The organism is Flavobacterium lacustre, from assembly GCF_027474525.2.
Classification (GTDB): Bacteria; Bacteroidota; Bacteroidia; order Flavobacteriales; family Flavobacteriaceae; genus Flavobacterium; species Flavobacterium lacustre.
This window is the reverse complement of sequence record NZ_CP114882.2, coordinates 224475-246943: the sequence shown is the minus strand read 5'-3', so window position 1 is coordinate 246943 and position 22469 is coordinate 224475. Positions and strand designations below refer to the sequence as shown.

Genomic DNA, 22469 nt, shown 5'->3' with positions numbered 1-22469 from the left:
TCAATGTATAACCATTAAAATAAAAGATTATGAAGGTAAATGTTCATGCAGTTAACTTTACTGTTGACAAAAAGCTAGTTGATTTTGTTCAAGAAAGAATGGATAGGTTGGAAAAATACTATGGCAAGATAGTTTCATCTGACGTTTTTCTGAAGGTTGAAAAAACTAGTGATAAAGAAAATAAAATCGCGGAGGTTAAAATTAATGTTCCTGGGGATGATTTTATGGTGAAAAAACAGTGTAAAACATTTGAAGAAGCAATAGAACTTTCGGCAGAATCTTTAGAGCGATTGTTGATAAAAAGGAAAGAAAAATTAAGTTCTCATATTTAATACAAATTTTTTTTAAAAAATGTTTTGATTGAGAGATAAAATCTATACATTTGCAGTCCGTTAGAAATAGCGGACTTTTTTTATTGATATTGCCAGTGTAGCTCAGTTGGCTAGAGCAGCTGATTTGTAATCAGCAGGTCGTGGGTTCGAGTCCCTCCACCGGCTCTTTTTTATTTCAAATGCGATTTGAAATATGTTCTTTTAAAAATTGAAATTAATAATTATTGGGGAGATACTCAAGCGGCCAACGAGGGCAGACTGTAAATCTGCTGTGTGAACTTCGCAGGTTCGAATCCTGCTCTCCCCACAAGAATTTATTTTAGATTTTAAAATTTAGAATTAGGATTAATAATCTGAAGTCTAAGTTCTGAAATCAAAAATCTAAAATTAACTCTCTGCCGGTGTAGCTCAGGGGTAGAGTGCTTCCTTGGTAAGGAAGAGGTCTCGGGTTCAATTCCCGACATTGGCTCAAAATAGAATATTTGAACACTAATAAATATATAACTAAGATTAAAAATTAAGTAAAATGGCAAAAGAAAATTTTAATCGTTCCAAACCGCACTTAAATATAGGTACAATTGGACACGTAGATCACGGAAAAACTACTTTAACTGCTGCAATAACGAAAGTATTATCTGATGCTGGTTACTGTCAAGCAAAATCGTTTGATCAAATTGATAACGCTCCAGAGGAGAAAGAAAGAGGTATTACAATTAATACATCTCACGTTGAGTATGAAACTGCTAATCGTCACTACGCTCACGTTGACTGTCCAGGTCACGCGGATTACGTAAAAAACATGGTTACAGGAGCTGCTCAAATGGATGGTGCTATTTTAGTTGTTGCTGCTACTGATGGGCCAATGCCACAAACACGTGAGCATATCCTTTTAGGTCGTCAAGTAGGTATTCCTAGAATGGTTGTATTCATGAATAAAGTGGATATGGTTGATGATGAGGAATTGTTGGAACTTGTTGAAATGGAAATTAGAGATTTATTATCTTTCTACGAATATGATGGAGATAATGGTCCTGTTGTTCAAGGTTCAGCTTTAGGTGGATTGAATAATGATCCAGCTTGGGTACCAAAAATTCTTGAATTGATGGAAGCTGTTGATGCTTGGATTGAAGAGCCTGTAAGAGACGTTGCAAAACCTTTCTTGATGCCTGTTGAAGATGTATTCTCAATCACTGGTCGTGGAACTGTTGCTACAGGTCGTATCGAAACAGGAGTTGCTAATACTGGAGATGCGGTTGAAATCATTGGTATGGGAGCTGAAAAATTGACTTCAACAATTACTGGAGTTGAAATGTTCCGTAAAATCCTTGATAGAGGTGAAGCTGGAGATAACGTAGGTATCCTTTTGAGAGGTATTCAAAAAGAAGATATCAAAAGAGGGATGGTAATCTGTAAACCAGGTTCTGTTAAACCACACGATACTTTTAAAGCTGAGGTTTATATCTTGAAAAAAGAAGAAGGTGGACGTCACACTCCATTTCATAATAACTACCGTCCACAGTTCTATGTACGTACAACTGACGTAACTGGAATCATTACTTTGCCTACAGGTGTAGAAATGGTTATGCCAGGGGACAACTTAACTATTGATGTTAAATTGTTAAGTGCAATTGCATTAAATGTTGGTCTACGCTTCGCTATCCGTGAGGGTGGTAGAACAGTAGGTGCAGGTCAGGTAACTGAAATTGCATAATCCTATAAAATAATTATTAAGCCAGCATAGCCTTTGGTTGTTGCTGGCTTTTAACAAACGGGCGTAGTTCAAGGGTAGAATAGCGGTCTCCAAAACCGTTGATGGGGGTTCGAATCCCTCCGCCCGTGCAAAAAATATATCATAATGACAAAAGTTGTTAATTACATATCAGAAGCGTTTGAAGAATTAAAGTCAAATGTAACTTGGCCAGCTTGGGCAGAAGTACAACGTCTAACAATTATTGTTGCTGTTTTTTCAGTAGTATTCGCCTTGGCAACATGGGGAGTGGATGAAGTTTTTGCAAAAGCATTGGCTGGATTTTTTAACTGGTTAAAACAAGCGTAATCTTTTTGTTATGACAGATAATAATATAAAAAAGTGGTATGTCGTTCGAGCAGTAAGCGGACAAGAGAATAAAGTGAAAGCTTACATTGAGACAGAAATCGCTAGATTAGGTATGGGAGATTATGTTTCTCAAGTTTTAGTGCCTACTGAAAAAGTAGTAACTGTAAAAGAGGGGAAAAAAATAATTAAGGATAAAGTTTATTTTCCTGGTTATGTAATGATAGAAGCAAACCTAGTTGGAGAAATTCCTCATATTATTAAGTCTATAACAAGTGTTATTGGTTTTTTAGGAGAGACAAAAAATGGAGAACCTGTTCCGTTGAGAGTTTCTGAGGTAAACAGAATGTTAGGTAAAGTAGATGAGTTGGCTGTTAATACAGATACTCGTGCAATACCATTTAACTTAGGTGAAACTATAAAGGTTATTGATGGTCCTTTTAATGGTTTTAACGGTACGGTTGAAAAAATAAATGAAGAAAAGCGTAAACTAGAAGTAATGGTGAAAATTTTCGGAAGAAAAACTCCATTAGAATTGAGTTTTATGCAAGTTGAAAAAGTATAATTTTTTGTTACATCTATAATATCCATTGCAATCGCTTCCAATGATTGCAGTGTTAAATTTTTTAAAAAATGGCTAAAGAAATTAGTAAGGTAGTTAAACTACAAGTTAAGGGAGGTGCAGCGAATCCGTCGCCACCGGTTGGACCTGCTTTAGGAGCTGCTGGGGTAAACATCATGGAGTTTTGTAAGCAATTTAATGCTAGAACTCAAGATAAACCCGGCAAAATATGCCCAGTACAAATTACTGTGTATAAAGACAAATCATTTGATTTTGTTGTAAAAACTCCTCCAGCAGCAGTTCAGTTAATGGAAGCTGCAAAGCTAAAATCTGGTTCTGGTGAGCCTAATCGTAAAAAAGTAGCTAGTGTTACTTGGGAACAAATTAGAGCAATTGCTGAAGACAAAATGCCTGACTTAAATGCATTCACAATGGAGTCTGCAATGAGTATGGTTGCTGGAACAGCTAGATCTATGGGTATAACTGTATCAGGAGAAGCTCCTTTTTAATTAAGAGAAAGACATGGCAAAATTGACAAAAAAGCAAAAAGAGGCTGCTTCAAAAATTGAAAAGAATAAACTATACTCTTTGAAAGATGCTGCTGCATTGATTAAAGTTATAGCTTCTGCAAAATTTGATGAGTCTGTTGATATCGCAGTTCGTTTGGGTGTAGATCCAAGAAAAGCGAATCAAATGGTTAGAGGTGTGGTAACATTACCTCATGGAACTGGTAAAGATGTTAAAGTATTAGCATTGGTTACTCCAGATAAAGAAGCGGAAGCTTTGGCAGCAGGAGCAGACTATGTTGGTCTTGATGATTATTTACAAAAAATCAAAGATGGTTGGACAGATGTTGATGTAATCATCACAATGCCTTCTGTTATGGGTAAATTAGGTCCATTAGGTCGTATATTAGGACCTAGAGGTTTAATGCCAAACCCTAAAACAGGAACTGTAACTATGGATGTTGCAAAAGCTGTTCAAGAAGTTAAAGCTGGTAAAATCGATTTCAAAGTTGATAAAACTGGTATCGTACATGCAGGAATTGGTAAAGTTTCTTTTGGAGCTGAGCAAATTTATGACAATGCACACGAAATTATTCAAACATTAATCAAACTTAAACCAACTGCTGCTAAAGGTACCTACATTAAAGGAATTCACCTTACAAGCACAATGAGTCCAGCAATTGCGTTGGATCCTAAAGCAGTATAATTGGTAGTTAATAATTTTTAGTATGACTAGAGAAGAAAAATCAATCGCGATTGAAGATTTAACTGCACAGTTAGCTGGTACAAATATTATTTATGTATCTGATATTTCTGGATTAAATGCAGAAACAACTTCAAATTTAAGAAGAGCTTGTTTTAAAGCAGGTATAAAATTAGAGGTTGTAAAAAACACTTTGCTTGCAAAAGCAATGGAAGCTTCTGATAATGATTATGGAGATTTACCTTCTGTATTGACAGGTAATAGCGCTATATTTATTTCAGATGTTGCAAATGCACCTGGAAAAATAATCAAAGATTTCCGCAAAAAATCAGCTAAACCTATTTTAAAAGGAGCTTACATTAATGCAGAAGTTTACATTGGAGATGATCAATTAGATGCATTAGCAACTATTAAATCTAAAGAAGAGCTTATTGGCGAAATCATTGGATTGTTGCAATCACCAGCACAAAGAGTTATTTCTGCTCTTCAAAATCAATTCGCAAACAGCGAAGAGGCTACAGAAGAAGTGGAAGCATAATAAAACCGACTTTAATAGTCTAAGTTTTATTTTAAAAAGCGCACAATAAATAAATTATATTTTTACAAATCATTTTAAAACGATAGAAAAAATGGCAGATTTGAAACAATTCGCAGAACAATTAGTTAACCTAACAGTAAAAGAAGTTAACGAATTAGCAACAATATTAAAAGATGAGTACGGTATCGAACCAGCTGCTGCTGCAGTAGTAGTTTCAGGTGGTGGTGACGCTGCTGTTGAAGATGTTCAAACTGAATTTACAGTTGTATTAAAAGAAGCTGGAGCTTCTAAATTAGCAGTTGTAAAATTAGTTAAAGAACTTACAGGTTTAGGTTTGAAAGAAGCTAAAGATGTAGTAGATAGCGCACCAAGTAACGTTAAAGAAGGTGTTTCTAAAGAAGAAGCTGAAGGGCTTAAAAAATCTTTAGAAGAAGCTGGAGCTGTTGTTGAATTAAAATAATTCAACTCGCTTTAGAGAACTAGGTTTAGGTCTTGAAATATACTTTCAATGACCTAAACCATTTTTCGTATAATAAAATTATATCAAATTTTATTATAAAATAGTTTAAAATACGAAAAGGTTTTTAAATCAATACGATGAAAGAAAATCAATGAAAGAGTAAGCTCTTGAGTTATTTTTAAAGAGGTATTGATTATAAATAAAAAGTATTGATTGTTTTATAAAATAAATAGTGTTTTACACAAAAAATTACTTTTTTTAATCAAAATTTTGTCCATTGATGATAACAAATCAGACTGAAAGATTGAATTTTGCCTCAACAAAAAACATACCTCAATATCCAGATTTTCTAGATGTTCAGGTTAAATCGTTTAAAGATTTTTTTCAATTAGAAACTAAATCTGACGAAAGAGGCGACGAAGGGCTATACAATACCTTCATGGAAAACTTTCCTATTACAGATACAAGAAATAACTTTGTATTGGAATTCCTTGATTATTTTGTTGATCCTCCGCGTTACACAATTCAAGAATGTATTGAACGCGGTCTTACTTATAGTGTACCTTTAAAAGCTAGGTTAAAACTGTACTGTACAGATCCAGAACATGAAGATTTTGAAACTATTGTTCAAGATGTATATCTTGGTACAATTCCTTATATGACTCCTAGTGGTACTTTTGTTATCAATGGCGCTGAACGTGTTGTTGTTTCGCAATTGCACCGTTCTCCTGGTGTTTTCTTCGGACAATCATTCCATGCAAATGGAACAAAATTATATTCTGCCAGAGTAATTCCTTTTAAAGGTTCTTGGATAGAATTTTCTACAGATATAAACAGCGTAATGTATGCTTATATTGATAGAAAGAAAAAATTGCCGGTTACTACTTTATTCCGTGCAATTGGTTTCGAAAGAGATAAAGATATTCTTGAGATTTTTGATCTTGCTGAGGAAATTAAAGTTTCTAAAACAGGACTTAAAAAATATATCGGTAGAAAATTAGCTGCACGTGTATTGAATACATGGCATGAAGATTTCGTTGATGAAGATACTGGTGAAGTAGTTTCTATCGAACGTAACGAAATAATCCTTGATAGAGATACTATTATCGACAAAGATAATGTGGAAGAAATCATTGATTCTAACGTTAAATCTATTTTGTTACATAAAGAAGATGCAAATCAAGGTGATTATGCAATCATTCACAATACGTTACAAAAAGATCCAACAAACTCTGAAAAAGAAGCTGTTGAGCATATCTACAGACAATTGCGTAACGCAGAACCGCCTGATGAAGAAACTGCTCGTGGTATTATAGATAAATTATTCTTCTCTGACCAACGTTATAACTTAGGTGAAGTAGGTCGTTACAGGATGAATAAAAAACTTGGTTTAGATATTCCGATGGAAAAGCAAGTGCTTACCAAAGAAGATATCATTACCATTGTAAAATATTTGATTGAATTGATCAACTCTAAAGCAGAGATTGATGATATTGATCACTTATCAAACCGTCGTGTTAGAACAGTTGGAGAACAATTGTCTCAACAATTCGGTGTTGGTTTAGCTCGTATGGCTAGAACTATTAGAGAGCGTATGAACGTTAGAGATAACGAGGTGTTTACACCAATTGATTTGATTAATGCTAAAACATTATCATCAGTTATCAATTCTTTCTTTGGTACAAACCAGTTGTCTCAATTTATGGATCAAACGAATCCATTAGCTGAGATTACGCACAAAAGAAGATTATCTGCGCTAGGACCAGGTGGACTTTCGAGAGAAAGAGCTGGATTTGAGGTTCGTGACGTTCACTATACGCACTACGGACGTTTATGTCCAATTGAAACTCCTGAGGGACCAAATATTGGTTTGATTTCATCTCTTGGTGTTTATGCTAAAGTAAACGGAATGGGTTTCATTGAAACACCTTACCGTAAAGTGACTAATGGAATTGTAGATTTAGAATCTACTCCAATTTACTTAAGTGCTGAAGAAGAAGAAGGAATGATGATTGCGCAAGCAAATATCGAAATGGATGCTACAGGAAAAATTACTGCTGATAACGTAATTGCTCGTCAAGAAGGTGATTTCCCAGTAATTGAACCAACTAATGTTGATTATACTGACGTTGCTCCAAATCAAATTGCTTCTATTTCAGCTTCGTTGATTCCGTTCTTGGAACATGATGATGCGAATAGAGCCTTGATGGGATCTAACATGATGCGTCAAGCTGTACCATTAATTCGTCCTGAAGCTCCTATTGTTGGAACTGGATTGGAGCGTCAAGTTGCTTCTGATTCCAGAGTTTTAATCAATGCTGAAGGAAACGGAACAGTAGAATATGTAGATGCTAATATTATCACTATCAAATACGATCGTTCTGAAGAAGAAAGAATGGTGAGTTTTGAATCAGATGATAAAACATACAATCTAATTAAATTTAGAAAAACCAATCAAGGTACAAGTATCAACTTGAAACCTATCGTAAGAAAAGGGGACAGAGTAGTTCTTGGTCAAGTATTGTCTGAAGGATATGCAACTCAAAATGGGGAATTAGCTTTAGGTCGTAACCTAAAAGTAGCGTTCATGCCATGGAAAGGGTATAACTTTGAGGATGCGATTGTTATTTCTGAAAAAGTAGTTCGTGACGATATTTTTACTTCTATTCATGTTGATGATTATTCATTAGAGGTTAGAGATACTAAGTTAGGAAATGAAGAGTTAACAAACGATATTCCTAACGTTTCTGAAGAAGCTACTAAAGATTTAGATGAAAATGGTATGATCAGAATTGGAGCTGAGGTTAAACCTGGCGACATTCTTATCGGAAAAATTACACCAAAAGGAGAATCAGATCCTACTCCGGAAGAAAAATTGCTTCGTGCAATCTTCGGGGATAAAGCAGGGGATGTAAAAGATGCTTCATTGAAAGCGTCTCCATCTTTACACGGTGTTGTTTTAGACAAAAAATTGTTTGCAAGAGCAGTAAAAGATAAACGTAAACGTACTCAAGATAAAGATGCTTTAGGAGCACTTGAAATGGAGTTTGAAGTTAAATTTGTTGAATTAAAAGACAGATTGGTAGAAAAACTTTTCTTGATCGTAAACGGGAAAACCTCTCAAGGTGTAATGAATGATTTGGGTGAAGAAGTTTTACCAAAAGGTAAAAAATATACTCAAAAAATGCTTTATGCTGTTGAAGATTTCGCTCACTTAAGTAAAGGTCAATGGGTTGCAGATGATGTAACTAATAAAATGGTTAATGATTTAATTCATAACTATAAAATTAAATTGAACGATTTACAAGGAGCATTACGTAGAGAGAAATTCACAATTACTGTTGGAGATGAATTGCCAGCAGGAATTTTGAAATTAGCTAAAGTATATATTGCTAAAAAACGTAAACTGAAAGTTGGGGATAAAATGGCAGGACGTCACGGTAACAAAGGTATTGTTGCTCGTATCGTTCGTCATGAAGATATGCCTTTCTTGGAAGACGGAACACCAGTTGATATCGTGTTGAATCCACTTGGGGTGCCTTCACGTATGAACATCGGTCAAATTTATGAAACTGTTCTTGGTTGGGCTGGACAAAACTTGGGTAGAAAATTTGCTACACCAATTTTCGACGGAGCTTCTCTTGATCAAATCAATGCATTGACTGATGAAGCAGGAGTACCACGTTTTGGACACACACATCTTTATGATGGTGGAACTGGAGAGCGTTTCCATCAAGCAGCGACTGTTGGTGTAATCTATATGTTGAAATTAGGACACATGGTTGATGATAAGATGCACGCACGTTCAATCGGACCATACTCGTTGATTACACAACAACCACTTGGAGGTAAAGCTCAATTTGGAGGTCAACGTTTTGGAGAGATGGAGGTTTGGGCACTTGAAGCTTATGGAGCATCAAGTACACTTAGAGAAATCTTGACTGTTAAATCTGATGATGTTATTGGTAGAGCTAAAACTTACGAAGCAATCGTTAAGGGAGAGTCTATGCCAGAGCCAGGATTACCTGAATCATTCAATGTATTGATGCATGAATTGAAAGGTCTTGGATTAGACATTAGATTAGAAGAATAACAAAAAATTTAGTTTTCAGTCCCGATTTTTCGGGGCTGATTACTCATTTATAAGAGTTTTTAGGATTTATACCCGTAACCCGTTCCGATTTTTTATGTAAACCAATATGGGTTTTATAATTAGCACTTCAAAATATCTTTTTTGAAAGTTTAGAGAAGTAATCCGAGGTAGTGTTTTAAGTCCAAAGTTTGAAAGTCCAAAGTCCAAAGTCAATCGAGACTTTACTACTTTACGACATTTGACTTTAGACTAATAACTAAAATCAATTTTTTAATTGCAAATAAATCAATAGTAAAAACTATGATGAATAATAGAAATAATAATAAAGATAAGAATCCTGTAAAAAGATTCAACAAAATTTCCATAGGACTAGCTTCTCCTGAATCTATCTTGAAAGAATCAAGAGGTGAAGTATTGAAGCCAGAAACTATCAACTACAGAACGCACAAACCAGAGCGTGATGGTCTTTTCTGCGAAAGAATTTTCGGACCAGTAAAAGATTTTGAATGTGCTTGTGGTAAATATAAAAGAATTCGCTATAAAGGAATCATTTGTGACCGTTGTGGTGTTGAAGTTACTGAGAAAAAAGTACGTAGAGACAGAGTTGGTCACATCAATCTTGTTGTGCCAATTGCTCATATTTGGTATTTCCGTTCTCTTCCTAACAAAATTGGTTATATCCTTGGTCTTCCATCTAAGAAATTAGATATGATTATTTATTACGAAAGATACGTAGTAATCCAAGCTGGTATTGCTAAAAATGCTGATGGAGAATCATTACAAAGATTAGACTTTTTGACTGAAGAAGAATATTTGAATATTTTAGATACTCTTCCTGCAGACAATCAGTATCTTGATGATTTTGATCCTAATAAATTTGTTGCCAAAATGGGAGCAGAATGTATCATGGATTTATTAGCAAGAATTGATTTAGATGCATTGTCTTACCAATTGAGACATAATGCAAACAACGAAACGTCTAAACAACGTAAAACGGAAGCATTAAAAAGATTACAAGTTGTTGAATCTTTCCGTGAGTCTAACTTGAACCGTGAGAATCGTCCAGAATGGATGATTATGAAAGTGGTACCAGTTATTCCACCAGAATTGCGTCCATTAGTTCCACTTGATGGAGGTCGTTTTGCAACTTCAGATTTAAATGACTTATACCGTCGCGTAATTATACGTAACAACCGTTTGAAAAGATTAATGGAGATTAAAGCTCCAGAAGTGATCTTGAGAAACGAAAAACGTATGTTGCAAGAATCTGTAGATTCACTTTTCGATAATACTCGTAAAGCATCTGCTGTAAAAACAGAATCAAACAGACCATTAAAATCATTATCTGATTCCTTAAAAGGTAAGCAAGGACGTTTCCGTCAAAACTTACTTGGAAAACGTGTGGATTATTCTGCTCGTTCGGTAATTGTTGTTGGACCTGAATTGAAATTGTTCGAATGTGGTATTCCGAAAGATATGGCATCTGAACTATACAAACCTTTTGTTATCCGTAAATTGATTGAAAGAGGTATTGTTAAAACGGTTAAATCAGCTAAGAAAATAATAGACAAAAAAGAGCCTGTAGTTTGGGATATCCTTGAAAATGTTATCAAAGGTCACCCAATATTACTGAATCGTGCACCTACTTTGCACAGACTTGGTATTCAGGCATTCCAACCAAAATTAATTGAAGGAAAAGCAATCCAATTACACCCTTTAGTTTGTACGGCATTTAATGCGGATTTTGATGGGGATCAAATGGCGGTTCACTTGCCGTTAGGACCAGAGGCTATTTTAGAAGCTCAATTGTTAATGTTGGCTTCTCACAATATCTTGAATCCTGCTAATGGTGCTCCGATTACGGTACCTTCTCAGGACATGGTACTTGGTCTATACTATATGACCAAAGAGCGTTTGTCAACTCCAGAATTGAAAATTTTAGGTGAAGGCTTAACTTTTTATTCTGCTGAAGAAGTAAATATTGCATTAAACGAAGGAAAATTAGAATTGAATGCTTCTGTGAAAATTAGAGCAAAAGATTTTAATGAAGCTGGAGAGTTGGTTTACCAAATCGTAAAAACAACTGCAGGTCGTGTATTGTTTAATGAAGTAGTTCCAGAAGCTGCAGGATATATCAATGATGTATTGACTAAGAAAAACCTTAGAGACATTATCGGACACGTATTAAGTGTTACGAATGTTCCAACTACAGCTGCTTTCTTGGACAATATGAAAGATATGGGATACAAATTCGCATTTAAAGGTGGATTGTCATTCTCATTAGGAGATATCAAAATTCCGGAAAGAAAAGGAGAATTAATTGCAGATGCCAGAGAGCAAGTTGAAGGAATTTCTGCAAATTATAATATGGGTCTTATTACCAATAACGAACGTTACAACCAAGTTATTGATGTATGGACTTCAACAAATGCTCAATTGACAGAGTTAGCTATGAAAAACATTAGAGAAGACCAACAAGGTTTCAACTCTGTGTATATGATGCTTGATTCTGGAGCAAGGGGTTCAAAAGAACAAATTCGTCAGTTAACTGGTATGCGTGGTTTGATGGCTAAGCCTAAAAAATCAAATGCTGGTGGTGGTGAAATTATTGAAAACCCGATTCTTTCTAACTTTAAAGAAGGTCTTTCTATCCTTGAGTACTTTATCTCTACTCACGGTGCGCGTAAAGGTCTTGCGGATACGGCTCTTAAAACAGCGGATGCTGGATACTTGACAAGAAGATTACATGATGTTTCTCAAGACGTTATTGTTAACATTGAGGATTGTGGTACTTTAAGAGGTGTCGAAGTTTCTGCATTGAAGAAAAACGAAGAAATCGTAGAATCACTAGGAGAAAGAATTTTAGGACGTGTTGCATTACAAGACGTAATTAATCCTTTGAATAGTGAGATTTTAGTTAAATCTGGTGAACAAATCACAGAAGCTATAATGAAAGCAATTGAAGCTTCTCCGGTTGAGAAAGTGGAAGTGCGTTCTCCATTAACTTGTGAAGCGTTGAAAGGTATTTGTGCTAAATGTTACGGTAGAAACTTAGCTACCGGAAAAATGACACAAAGAGGTGAGGCAGTAGGAGTTATCGCTGCTCAATCTATTGGAGAGCCAGGTACACAGTTAACATTACGTACATTCCACGTTGGTGGGGTTGCGGGTGGTATATCTGAAGAATCCAGTATTGTTACAAGATTCAACGGTAAGCTTGAAATTGAAGATTTAAAAACTGTTAAAGGAGAAGATAACGAAGGAAACGCTGTTGATATCGTTGTGTCTCGTTCTACAGAGTTGAAATTAATTGACGAGAAAACAGGTATTCTTTTGAGTACTAATAATATTCCTTACGGTTCAAGTATTTTTGTAAAAGACGGTCAGTCTGTTGTAAAAGGAGATGTAATCTGTAAATGGGATCCATATAATGGAGTTATCGTTTCTGAGTTTACAGGTAAAATTGCTTACGAAGATTTAGAGCAAGGTCAATCATTCATGGTTGAAATTGATGAGCAAACCGGTTTCCAAGAAAAAGTAATTTCTGAATCCAGAGCTAAAAAATTAATTCCAACTTTATTGGTTTACGGTAAAGAAGGGGAACTAATTCGTTCATATAACTTACCAGTTGGAGCCCACTTGATGGTTGAAAACGGTGAGAAAATTAAAGCAGGTAAAGTATTGGTAAAAATTCCACGTCGTTCTTCTAAATCAGGAGATATTACTGGAGGTTTACCTAGAATTACAGAGTTGTTAGAAGCTCGTAATCCTTCAAACCCAGCGGTAGTTTCTGAAATTGATGGTGTTGTTTCTTTTGGAAAAATTAAAAGAGGTAACCGTGAGATCGTTATCGAATCTAAATTTGGAGATATTAGAAAATACTTGGTTAAATTATCAAGCCAAATTCTAGTTCAAGAAAATGACTTCGTAAGAGCAGGAGTTCCATTGTCTGATGGTGCAATTACTCCAGACGATATTTTAAGAATTCAAGGACCAGCAGCTGTTCAACAGTATTTGGTTAATGAAATTCAAGAAGTATACCGTTTACAAGGGGTAAAAATCAATGACAAACACTTTGAAGTAGTAATACGTCAAATGATGCGTAAAGTAAGAGTACAAGATCCAGGTGATACTTTATTCTTAGAAGATCAATTAATTCACACTAAAGACTTTATCGTTCAAAATGATAAATTATACGGTATGAAAGTGGTTGAAGATGCTGGAGATTCTAGTGCTTTAAAAGAAGGACAAATTATCACGCCTCGTGAGTTGCGTGATGAAAACTCTCTTTTGAAACGTACAGATAAAAATCTTGTTGTTGCCCGTGATGTAGTTACTGCAACTGCAACACCAGTATTACAAGGTATTACAAGAGCGTCACTTCAAACGAAATCATTTATTTCTGCTGCATCTTTCCAAGAAACAACTAAAGTATTAAACGAAGCTGCTGTTGCAGGTAAAGTTGATTACTTAGAAGGATTGAAAGAAAATGTAATTGTAGGTCATAGAATTCCTGCCGGTACAGGTATGAGAGAATATGATCATACAATTGTAGGATCTAAAGAAGATTATAATGAAATGATGGCTAATAAAGAAGAGTACATTTACTAAGACATGGCTAATTCTAACCAACAACAAGAGCAAATCAACATTGAGTTGGATGAAAAAATTGCCGAAGGGATTTATTCTAATTTGGCTATCATTAATCATTCTTCTTCAGAATTTGTTTTAGATTTTGTAAGTATTATGCCTGGTATTCCTAAAGCCAAGGTAAAATCAAGAATTGTCTTGACACCGCAACATGCCAAAAGGTTGTTGAAAGCTATTGGAGAAAACATTCACCGTTTTGAAGTCGCTCATGGCGAAATAAAAGACACCGAACAAGCTCCAATTCCTTTGAATTTTGGTCCCGCAGGACAAGCTTAATTGAAATATAAAGGCTCCAGAAATGGAGCCTTTTTTATTTTAATTATAGTTTGTTATTTTTTACTCAATTGATTTTCGGGTATTTTTAAATCTAAAAGTATGTAGCTTAAACGACTATTATGGTGTTTCATCGATAATTTTTTTTACTACTGAACCATTATTTTATATTTGAATTTGCACTAAAAATATCTTTGATGTCGCAGTTTCATATATACAATACTATAAATACAAAATCGGTTAGTCTGATTTTGTTTTTTTTGTTGTTTGCTAATTTTTCTGTTTTTGCTCAATCTAAAGAAAGTCTTGTTTCTATCGATAATTTCGAAAAAATTTCAGTTGCTGAAAGTGTTGAATCTTCATCAGTATCATCAAATATGAATTTTGTTTTATGGTTTATGGGTTCAAAACAAGATCCTAATACTGTTATTTCTTCAGATAAAACAAATGCAAAAAAGCAAATTATGACTTCTGGAATGGCTCCAAACCGTTTGTTGATAAAGACTTTTTTGAAAAAAGCAATAAATTTAGAGAATACATTATCCTAACAAGTTTAAATAAAATTTTCAAAGCATAAAAAAACGCTAACTTATTAAAGTTAGCGTTTTTTGTTTTTGTATACAGAAATGAATTATTCGAATTCTGAAGTGAAAAATAATTTGACACTTGGGTATTTGTTTTGCGTCATTTGAATAGTAAAATCAGAATCAGCCAAGAAAACAAGCTGGTTGTACTTGTCTTTTGCCAAGAATTTTTGCTTAATCCGCTTGAATTCTTTAAACTCGTCATTTTTTGCATCATCTGGTTTTACCCAGCATGCTTTATGAACAGGAAAATTTTCATACGTACATTTTGCACCATATTCATGTTCTAATCGGTACTGAATTACTTCATATTGAAGCGCTCCTACAGTTCCAATAACTTTTCTGTTATTCATTTCTAAGGTGAATAATTGAGCAACACCTTCGTCCATTAACTGATCAACTCCTTTATCGAGTTGTTTCGCTTTCATTGGATCCGCATTATTGATGTATCTGAAATGTTCCGGTGAGAAACTTGGAATTCCTTTGAAACTCATGATTTCCCCTTCGGTTAAAGTATCTCCGATTTTAAAATTTCCAGTATCGTGTAAGCCAACAATGTCTCCAGGATAGGAGATGTCTACAATTTCTTTTTTCTCAGCGAAAAAGGCATTTGGACTAGAAAATTTTAAATTCTTTTTTTGGCGAACGTGATAATACGGTTTGTTTCTTTCAAAAGTTCCCGAAACTATTTTTATAAAGGCTAATCTGTCTCTGTGTTTTGGATCCATATTAGCATGGATTTTGAACACAAAACCAGACATTTTTTCTTCTGTTGGGTCAACTAATCGGGTTTCTGAATCTTTGGGTCTTGGTGAAGGAGCAATCGCTACAAAGCAATCTAATAATTCTCTAACTCCAAAGTTATTTAAAGCAGAACCAAAAAATACAGGTTGTAATTTTCCGTCTAAATAATCCTGACGATCAAATTTTGGATAAACTTCATCTATTAACTCTAATTCTTCCCGTAATTTGTCAGCTGGTTTTTGACCAATTATTTTTTCTAATTCAGGACTTTGAACATCAGAAAAAGCAATAGTTTCTTCTATATTTTTTCTACTGTCTCCGCTAAATAAGTTTATGTTTTGTTCCCATAAGTTATAGATTCCTTGAAAATCATATCCCATTCCTATCGGAAAACTTAATGGAGTAACAGTTAAACCTAATTTTTGCTCCACTTCATCCATCAAATCGAAAGCATCTTTTCCTTCACGGTCTAATTTATTAATGAAAACAATGATAGGAATTTTTCGCATTCTACATACTGCAACCAGTTTTTCGGTTTGTTCCTCAACCCCTTTTGCAACGTCAATAACAACAATTACGCTGTCTACCGCAGTTAATGTTCTAAAGGTATCTTCGGCAAAATCCTTGTGACCGGGTGTGTCAAGAATGTTTATTTTCTTGTCCTTATAATTAAAGGCCAATACAGATGTTGAAACCGAAATTCCTCTCTGACGTTCAATTTCCATGAAATCACTCGTGGCTCCTTTTTTAATTTTATTATTTTTTACCGCACCCGCTTCTTGAATCGCACCACCAAAAAGTAACAGTTTTTCTGTAAGTGTTGTTTTTCCGGCATCGGGATGTGATATAATACCGAATGTTCTTCTTCTTTTTATTTCTTCTAAAAAACTCATATTTCATATAAATAGTTTGCAAAAGTACTATTTATAAATGCTAATTAAAAATAAATACAAGAGTGGTTTGTGTATCTGGTTTTGGTTTTTCAAAGGAGAATAAAATTTTTATTTTTTAAAAATCAATTCTTTTGAAAGTAGATGCTACAATTAAATTTAAATAGAGATTTATAATGGTAACATAATAATAAATAAAGGCTTTATAATTTTTTGTTAATACTACTAATGAAACTTGTATTATGTAATTGAATTGCTATTTTTGTTTGCTATAACTATAAAGAATTCAATAGGATTGAGATTGTAAAAACAATTCGATTTCTTGATACTTTAAACGTATATTTGACCAAAATTAACAGAATCAGTTTAAAATAGGATTGTAATAAAAAACAAAAATATTTTATATTACTAAATAAAATAAAATTTCAAGAAATGCTATTAAAATCAATACCAATGAAATCCATAAAAAATAGAATTGTACTTACTTTTTTTCTTGGAATTTTTTCAAGCGTTGTCAGCAATGCACAAGAAATAATAAAGGATGGTGCAGTTGTTGCAGCGCCTAAAATTTCTTCAAATCAGAAGCTTAAAGTTGACGGAGTTATTGCAACAGTAGGGGATTACATCATATTAGATTCGGATATTGATAAGTCTTATTTAGAAATTTCCAGCCAAGGAGGTTCTGTAAAAGATATTTCAAGATGTCAGATGTTAGGGAAATTACTTGAAGATAAATTGTATGCGCATCAAGCCATTCAGGATAGTGTTAAGGTGACTGATGCAGAGGTAAAAGGATTGATGGATGATAGATTGAACTATATGGTAGAACAAATTGGTTCTATGGAAAAAGTAGTGAAATATTACAAAAAGAATTCAGAAGAGGAATTCAGAACCTATTTCTTTGATATCTTGAAAGAACAAAAGTTAACTTCTGAAATGCAAAAGAAAATCATTGATGAGGTAGAGATAACGCCAGAGGAAGTTCGTAATTTTTTCAAAACAATTCCAGTTGCAGATTTGCCAGTTTTTGGAGCAGAAATGGAAGTAGCACAAATTGTTGTAGAGCCAAAAGTTTCTGAGGCGGATAAACAAAAGGTAATTGATAAATTAAATGGTTTCAAAAAAGATATTCAGGAAGGATCGAGTTTTGCAACAAAAGCAGTTTTGTATTCACAGGATCCAGGTTCTAGATCAAATGGTGGATATTATAAAATGAATCGAAAAACACCTTTTGTAAAAGAGTTTAAAGAGGTTGCTTTTAGTCTTGCTGAAGGTGAAATTTCGGCTCCTTTTGAAACCGATTTTGGATTTCATATTATTTATGTAGAAAAAATAAAAGGGCAAGAAGTTGAATTGCGCCATATTTTATTAGCACCAAATGTATCCGAAGATGCTTTGAAAGAAGCTAAAGAAAAAATTGCTTTGATTAAGAAACGAATTGAAGATAAGGAAATCACTTTTGCGGAAGCAGCCAGAACCATGTCTGATGAAAAAGAAACCAGAGCAAATGGTGGAGCTTTAATCAATCCAAAAACACAAGATACTCGTTTTGAGTTGACAAAAATGGATCCAAGTTTATACAGCAGAGTTTCAAATTTAAAAGAAAATGAAATTTCAGCACCTTATTTAGACGAAGAACAACAAGGGAAGAAAAAATTCAAGTTGATTACTGTAACAAACAGAATTAATGAGCATACCGCTGATTACGCAAAAGATTATATCAAAATTAAAGAATTAGCGTTGAAAGAAAAACAAATTAAAACCATTGGAAAATGGTTTGATGAAAAAATAAAAGAGACGTACATTAAAATTATCGGAGAATACAGAGATTGTACTTTTACAAACAACTGGTTGAAAAAATAATTTTTATTAAATAAATAAAAAGAGTTAGTTTTATAAGTAATAAGACTAACTCTTTTTAATTTAAAATACTTTTTAAAATGTCTGACGTAGCAGCAATACATAATTTAGTTGAGAAACGAAACGAGTTAAAAAAAGAAATTGCCAAAATTATTGTTGGTCAAGATGCTGTAGTGGACCAGATTTTACTTTGTATTTTTTCTGGCGGACATGCTTTGTTGGTAGGTGTTCCGGGATTGGCAAAAACATTAATGGTCAATACGCTTGCGCAAGCTTTGGGACTGGATTTTAAAAGAATTCAATTTACGCCTGATTTGATGCCTTCGGACATTTTGGGAAGTGAAATATTAGATGAAAATCGTCAATTTAAATTTATAAAAGGGCCTATTTTTTCCAATATCATTTTGGCGGATGAAATAAACAGAACGCCGCCAAAAACACAAGCAGCTTTATTGGAGGCAATGCAGGAACGTTCTGTAACTATTGCGGGTGAAAACCATAAGTTAGATTTGCCTTATTTTGTATTAGCCACTCAAAACCCAATAGAGCAAGAAGGAACTTATCCTTTGCCAGAAGCACAGTTGGACCGTTTTATGTTTGCTGTAAAACTTGAATATCCTTCTTTTTTAGAAGAAGTTCAGGTGGTGAAACAGACGACTTCAGATGTGAAAAAGACTATAAATCCATTATTTACGGCACAAGAAATAATTGATTTTCAACATTTGATTCGTAGAATTCCTGTTGCGGATAATGTTATAGAATATGCTGTTACTTTGGTTAGTAAAACACGTCCAGATAATCCGTTATCGAACGAATTTGTAAAAAATTATCTCGATTGGGGAGCAGGACCAAGAGCTTCGCAAAACTTGATTTTGGCAGCCAAAGCCAATGCAGCTTTCAATGGAAAATTTTCTCCAGATATAGAAGATGTGAAAGCAGTAGCTACGGGAATCCTTCGTCATAGAATCATCAAAAACTACAAAGCTGATGCGGAAGGAATTACCGAAGAAATGATTATTGAAAAACTAATTTAATGAAGAATAAATAATAATTTAGGAAACGAATTGCGTATAAATGCATAATTCGTGCTTTTTAGGTGTAACAATACATTTTAACTTTGTTAGAAATTCAATTCTATATTATTGATTGTTTAGTTTTATGGATATAATATAGTGTTTTCGTAATTAAACGCAGTGTAATTCGTTATTTTGCAATAATAATTTTTAAAAAGCGTACTTCTATTAAATTTCTTTAAATTATCATCTTTAATTCCTAAATTTGCGTACAAAAAATAAAAACACCTTAAAATAGGGCATTTGATTTTGAATTAATTAAGAAAATTTGCCATTAACATTGAAAAGATTATGAACACTTATAACGATTACATTCAAGAGATTGAAGAGCGAAAAGGCCAAGGTCTTCACCCAAAACCAATTGATGGCGCTGAATTACTAAGCGAAATCATTGCGCAAATTAAAGATTTGAGTAACGAGTACAGAGAAGATTCTCTTAAATTTTTTATTTATAATGTTGTTCCAGGGACTACTCCTGCTGCCAATGTGAAAGCTAAGTTTTTAAAGGAAATCGTTTTAGGTCAATCAGTAGTTGCTGAAATTACACCTGCCTTTGCTTTAGAATTATTATCTCACATGAAAGGGGGTTCTTCAATTGAAGTACTTCTTGATTTGGCATTAGGAAATGATGTTGTAATTGCAAAAGAAGCAGCAAAAGTTCTTAAAACACAAGTATATCTTTATGAGGCAGATACAGACCGTTTAGTTAATGCGTTTAAAAGTGGTAACGAAATAGCAAAAGAAATTCTAGAGAGTTATGCTAAGGCTGAGTTCTTTACTAAATTACCTGAAATTGCAGAAGAAATTAAGGTAGTTACTTTTATTGCTGGTGAAGGAGATATTTCTACAGATTTACTTTCTCCAGGAAACCAAGCACACTCGCGTTCAGATCGTGAATTGCACGGTAAATGTATGATTACACCTGAAGCACAAGCCGAGATTAAAGCATTACAAGCACAGCATCCAGACAAATCGGTAATGTTAATTGCTGAAAAAGGTACAATGGGAGTTGGTTCTTCAAGAATGTCAGGTGTAAATAACGTGGCACTTTGGACAGGTAAACAAGCAAGTCCTTATGTTCCGTTTGTAAACTTTGCTCCAATTGTTGCAGGAACAAACGGTATTTCGCCAATTTTCCTTACTACTGTAGATGTTACTGGTGGTATTGGTCTGGACCTTAAAAACTGGGTAAAAAAATTAGATGAAAATGGTAATCCTGTTCGCAATGAAAGTGGAGATCCTATTTTAGAAGAAGTTTACTCTGTTGCTACTGGTACAGTTCTTACCATCAATACAAAGACAAAGAAATTGTATAGTGGAGATAAAGAATTGATTGATATTTCTAAAGCATTTACGCCTCAGAAAATTGAATTTATAAAAGCGGGAGGTTCTTATGCAATTGTGTTTGGAAAAAAATTACAAACATTTGCATCAAAGACTCTTGGTATTGATATTGTACCTGTATATGCTCCGTCAAAAGAAGTTTCTGTTGAAGGGCAAGGTCTTACAGCTGTAGAAAAAATATTTAATAAAAATGCGGTTGGAACAACACCAGGTAAAGTGTTACACGCTGGTTCTGATGTTCGTGTTACCGTAAATATTGTTGGTTCACAAGATACAACTGGTTTGATGACTTCTCAAGAATTAGAGTCTATGGCAGCTACTGTGATTTCTCCAATTGTTGATGGTGCATACCAATCAGGTTGTCACACAGCTTCGGTTTGGGATAATAAATCTAAAGCTAATATTCCTAGGTTAATGAAATTTATGAACGATTTCGGATTGATCACAGCTCGTGACCCGAAAGGTGTTTATCACTCCATGACGGATGTAATTCATAAAGTATTGAATGATATTACTGTAAACGAATGGGCAATCATCATTGGTGGTGACTCTCATACCAGAATGTCAAAAGGTGTTGCTTTTGGTGCTGACTCAGGAACAGTTGCTCTTGCATTGGCTACTGGTGAGGCTTCAATGCCAATTCCAGAATCTGTGAAAGTAACATTCAAAGGGGACATGAAAGGGTATATGGATTTCCGTGATGTAGTTCATGCTACACAATCTCAGATGCTTAAAACATTTGGTGGAGAGAATGTATTCCAAGGAAGAATTATTGAGGTTCACTTAGGAACTCTTAATGCGGATCAAGCGTTTACGTTTACGGACTGGACTGCAGAAATGAAAGCAAAAGCTTCTATCTGTATTTCTGAAGATTATACCTTAATTGAATCGTTAGAAATGGCGAAAGGTAGAATTCAGATTATGATCGACAAGGGAATGGATAATAAAAATCAAGTGCTGAAAGGATTGATTGCTATTGCAGATAAGAGAATCGCTGAGATTATTTCAGGTGAGAAACCTGCTTTAAGACCAGATGCAAACGCTAAGTATTACGCTGAAGTTGTTGTTGATTTGGATCAAATTGCTGAGCCAATGATTGCTGATCCAGATGTGAATAATGCTGATGTTTCTAAAAGATATACTCATGATACCATTAGACCTCTATCTTTCTATGGTGGGGTTAAACAAGTAGATCTTGGGTTTATCGGATCTTGTATGGTTCACAAAGGGGACATGAAAATTCTAGCTCATATGCTTAAGAATATTGATGAGCAAAACGGCAAAGTAGAGTTTAAAGCGCCTTTAGTTGTAGCTCCTCCTACTTACAATATCGTAGATGAATTAAAAGCAGAAGGTGACTGGGAAATTTTACAAAAATATTCTGGTTTCGAATTTGACGATAATGTTCCTAAAGCTGCGGCACGAACTTCATATGAAAAGATGTTGTATCTAGAGCGTCCAGGTTGTAACCTTTGTATGGGTAACCAAGAAAAAGCAGCCAAAGGAGATACGGTTATGGCAACATCTACTCGTCTTTTCCAAGGAAGAGTTGTTGAAGATACTGACGGTAAAAAAGGAGAGTCATTGCTTTCATCTACACCAGTTGTGGTATTATCTACAATCCTTGGTAGAACTCCAACAATTGAAGAATATAAAGCGGCGGTAGAAGGTATCAACCTAACTAAATTTGCGCCTTCTCATAAGTTATTAGTTAAATAATTCATATAATTAGTTAATTATAATGTAAAAGCCTGAGTCATATGACTCAGGCTTTTTTTTGTACTCTATTTTTTTGTACCTTGTA

The 22469-nt window shown here is 34.3% G+C and carries 16 protein-coding genes and 4 tRNA genes; 19 read left to right on the top strand and 1 reads right to left on the bottom strand.

Translation table 11 applies throughout. The features are described from left to right. Positions 1-29: 29 nt before the first annotated feature. The 16 genes from hpf (at position 30) to O6P34_RS01095 (ending at position 14718) form a co-directional block, all read left to right on the top strand. Positions 30-332: a ribosome hibernation-promoting factor, HPF/YfiA family gene (gene hpf, locus O6P34_RS01170; protein WP_269685525.1), complete on the top strand. Its 303-nt coding sequence runs from the start codon at positions 30-32 to the stop codon at positions 330-332. A 91-nt stretch (positions 333-423) separates the two neighbouring features. Further along, positions 424-497 (top strand) — tRNA-Thr (locus O6P34_RS01165). Positions 498-558: 61 nt separating this feature from the next. Continuing rightward, a tRNA-Tyr gene (locus O6P34_RS01160) sits at positions 559-639 on the top strand. A 90-nt stretch (positions 640-729) separates the two neighbouring features. Further along, positions 730-801, top strand: a tRNA-Thr gene (locus O6P34_RS01155). Between the two features lie 57 nt (positions 802-858). Next, positions 859-2043 (top strand): elongation factor Tu, encoded by a 1185-nt coding sequence (gene tuf / locus O6P34_RS01150; RefSeq protein ID WP_269685524.1) that lies wholly within the window; start codon positions 859-861, stop codon positions 2041-2043. Positions 2044-2100: 57 nt separating this feature from the next. Continuing rightward, positions 2101-2171 (top strand) — tRNA-Trp (locus tag O6P34_RS01145). A 16-nt stretch (positions 2172-2187) separates the two neighbouring features. Further along, on the top strand, positions 2188-2388 hold the full coding sequence (secE, locus tag O6P34_RS01140) for a preprotein translocase subunit SecE (protein ID WP_269685523.1): 201 nt from the start codon (positions 2188-2190) through the stop codon (positions 2386-2388). Positions 2389-2398: 10 nt separating this feature from the next. Further along, the gene (gene nusG, locus O6P34_RS01135; protein WP_269685522.1) at positions 2399-2950 is read left to right on the top strand and encodes a transcription termination/antitermination protein NusG; all 552 of its coding nucleotides are present in this window, start codon (positions 2399-2401) and stop codon (positions 2948-2950) included. Between the two features lie 68 nt (positions 2951-3018). After that, positions 3019-3456: a 50S ribosomal protein L11 gene (gene rplK, locus O6P34_RS01130; RefSeq protein ID WP_269685521.1), complete on the top strand. Its 438-nt coding sequence runs from the start codon at positions 3019-3021 to the stop codon at positions 3454-3456. Positions 3457-3469: 13 nt separating this feature from the next. Beyond that, positions 3470-4159, top strand: a complete 690-nt coding sequence (gene rplA, locus O6P34_RS01125; protein ID WP_144255196.1) for a 50S ribosomal protein L1 — start codon at positions 3470-3472, stop codon at positions 4157-4159. A gap of 22 nt (positions 4160-4181) precedes the next feature. Continuing rightward, a complete protein-coding gene (gene rplJ / locus O6P34_RS01120; RefSeq protein ID WP_269685520.1) occupies positions 4182-4694 on the top strand; it encodes a 50S ribosomal protein L10 in 513 nt (170 codons plus the stop codon). A gap of 91 nt (positions 4695-4785) precedes the next feature. Continuing rightward, positions 4786-5154 carry a 50S ribosomal protein L7/L12 gene (gene rplL, locus O6P34_RS01115; RefSeq protein WP_143386191.1) on the top strand — a complete coding sequence of 123 codons (369 nt, stop codon included), beginning with the start codon at positions 4786-4788 and terminating at the stop codon, positions 5152-5154. A gap of 280 nt (positions 5155-5434) precedes the next feature. Continuing rightward, positions 5435-9247, top strand: coding sequence for a DNA-directed RNA polymerase subunit beta (rpoB, locus tag O6P34_RS01110; protein ID WP_269685519.1), 3813 nt, complete (start codon positions 5435-5437; stop codon positions 9245-9247). Between the two features lie 300 nt (positions 9248-9547). After that, a complete protein-coding gene (gene rpoC / locus O6P34_RS01105) occupies positions 9548-13858 on the top strand; it encodes a DNA-directed RNA polymerase subunit beta' (RefSeq protein ID WP_269685518.1) in 4311 nt (1436 codons plus the stop codon). Between the two features lie 3 nt (positions 13859-13861). Next, positions 13862-14173 carry a DUF3467 domain-containing protein gene (locus O6P34_RS01100; RefSeq protein ID WP_269685517.1) on the top strand — a complete coding sequence of 104 codons (312 nt, stop codon included), beginning with the start codon at positions 13862-13864 and terminating at the stop codon, positions 14171-14173. A gap of 194 nt (positions 14174-14367) precedes the next feature. After that, the gene (locus O6P34_RS01095) at positions 14368-14718 is read left to right on the top strand and encodes a hypothetical protein (RefSeq protein ID WP_269685516.1); all 351 of its coding nucleotides are present in this window, start codon (positions 14368-14370) and stop codon (positions 14716-14718) included. 83 nt (positions 14719-14801) lie between these two features. Here O6P34_RS01095 and O6P34_RS01090 read toward each other — a convergent pair whose 3' ends face one another. Beyond that, the gene (locus O6P34_RS01090; protein WP_269685515.1) at positions 14802-16391 is read right to left on the bottom strand and encodes a peptide chain release factor 3; all 1590 of its coding nucleotides are present in this window, start codon (positions 16389-16391) and stop codon (positions 14802-14804) included. A gap of 429 nt (positions 16392-16820) precedes the next feature. On the opposite strand from O6P34_RS01090, the gene O6P34_RS01085 reads away from it, so the two are divergent. The 3 genes from O6P34_RS01085 (at position 16821) to O6P34_RS01075 (ending at position 22384) form a co-directional block, all read left to right on the top strand. Then, positions 16821-18251, top strand: a complete 1431-nt coding sequence (locus O6P34_RS01085; protein ID WP_269685514.1) for a peptidylprolyl isomerase — start codon at positions 16821-16823, stop codon at positions 18249-18251. A 77-nt stretch (positions 18252-18328) separates the two neighbouring features. After that, entirely contained in the window at positions 18329-19282 is a 954-nt protein-coding gene (locus O6P34_RS01080; protein WP_269685513.1) for an AAA family ATPase, read from the top strand. 330 nt (positions 19283-19612) lie between these two features. After that, positions 19613-22384 carry a bifunctional aconitate hydratase 2/2-methylisocitrate dehydratase gene (locus O6P34_RS01075; protein WP_269685512.1) on the top strand — a complete coding sequence of 924 codons (2772 nt, stop codon included), beginning with the start codon at positions 19613-19615 and terminating at the stop codon, positions 22382-22384. The last annotated feature ends 85 nt before the right edge of the window (positions 22385-22469 follow it).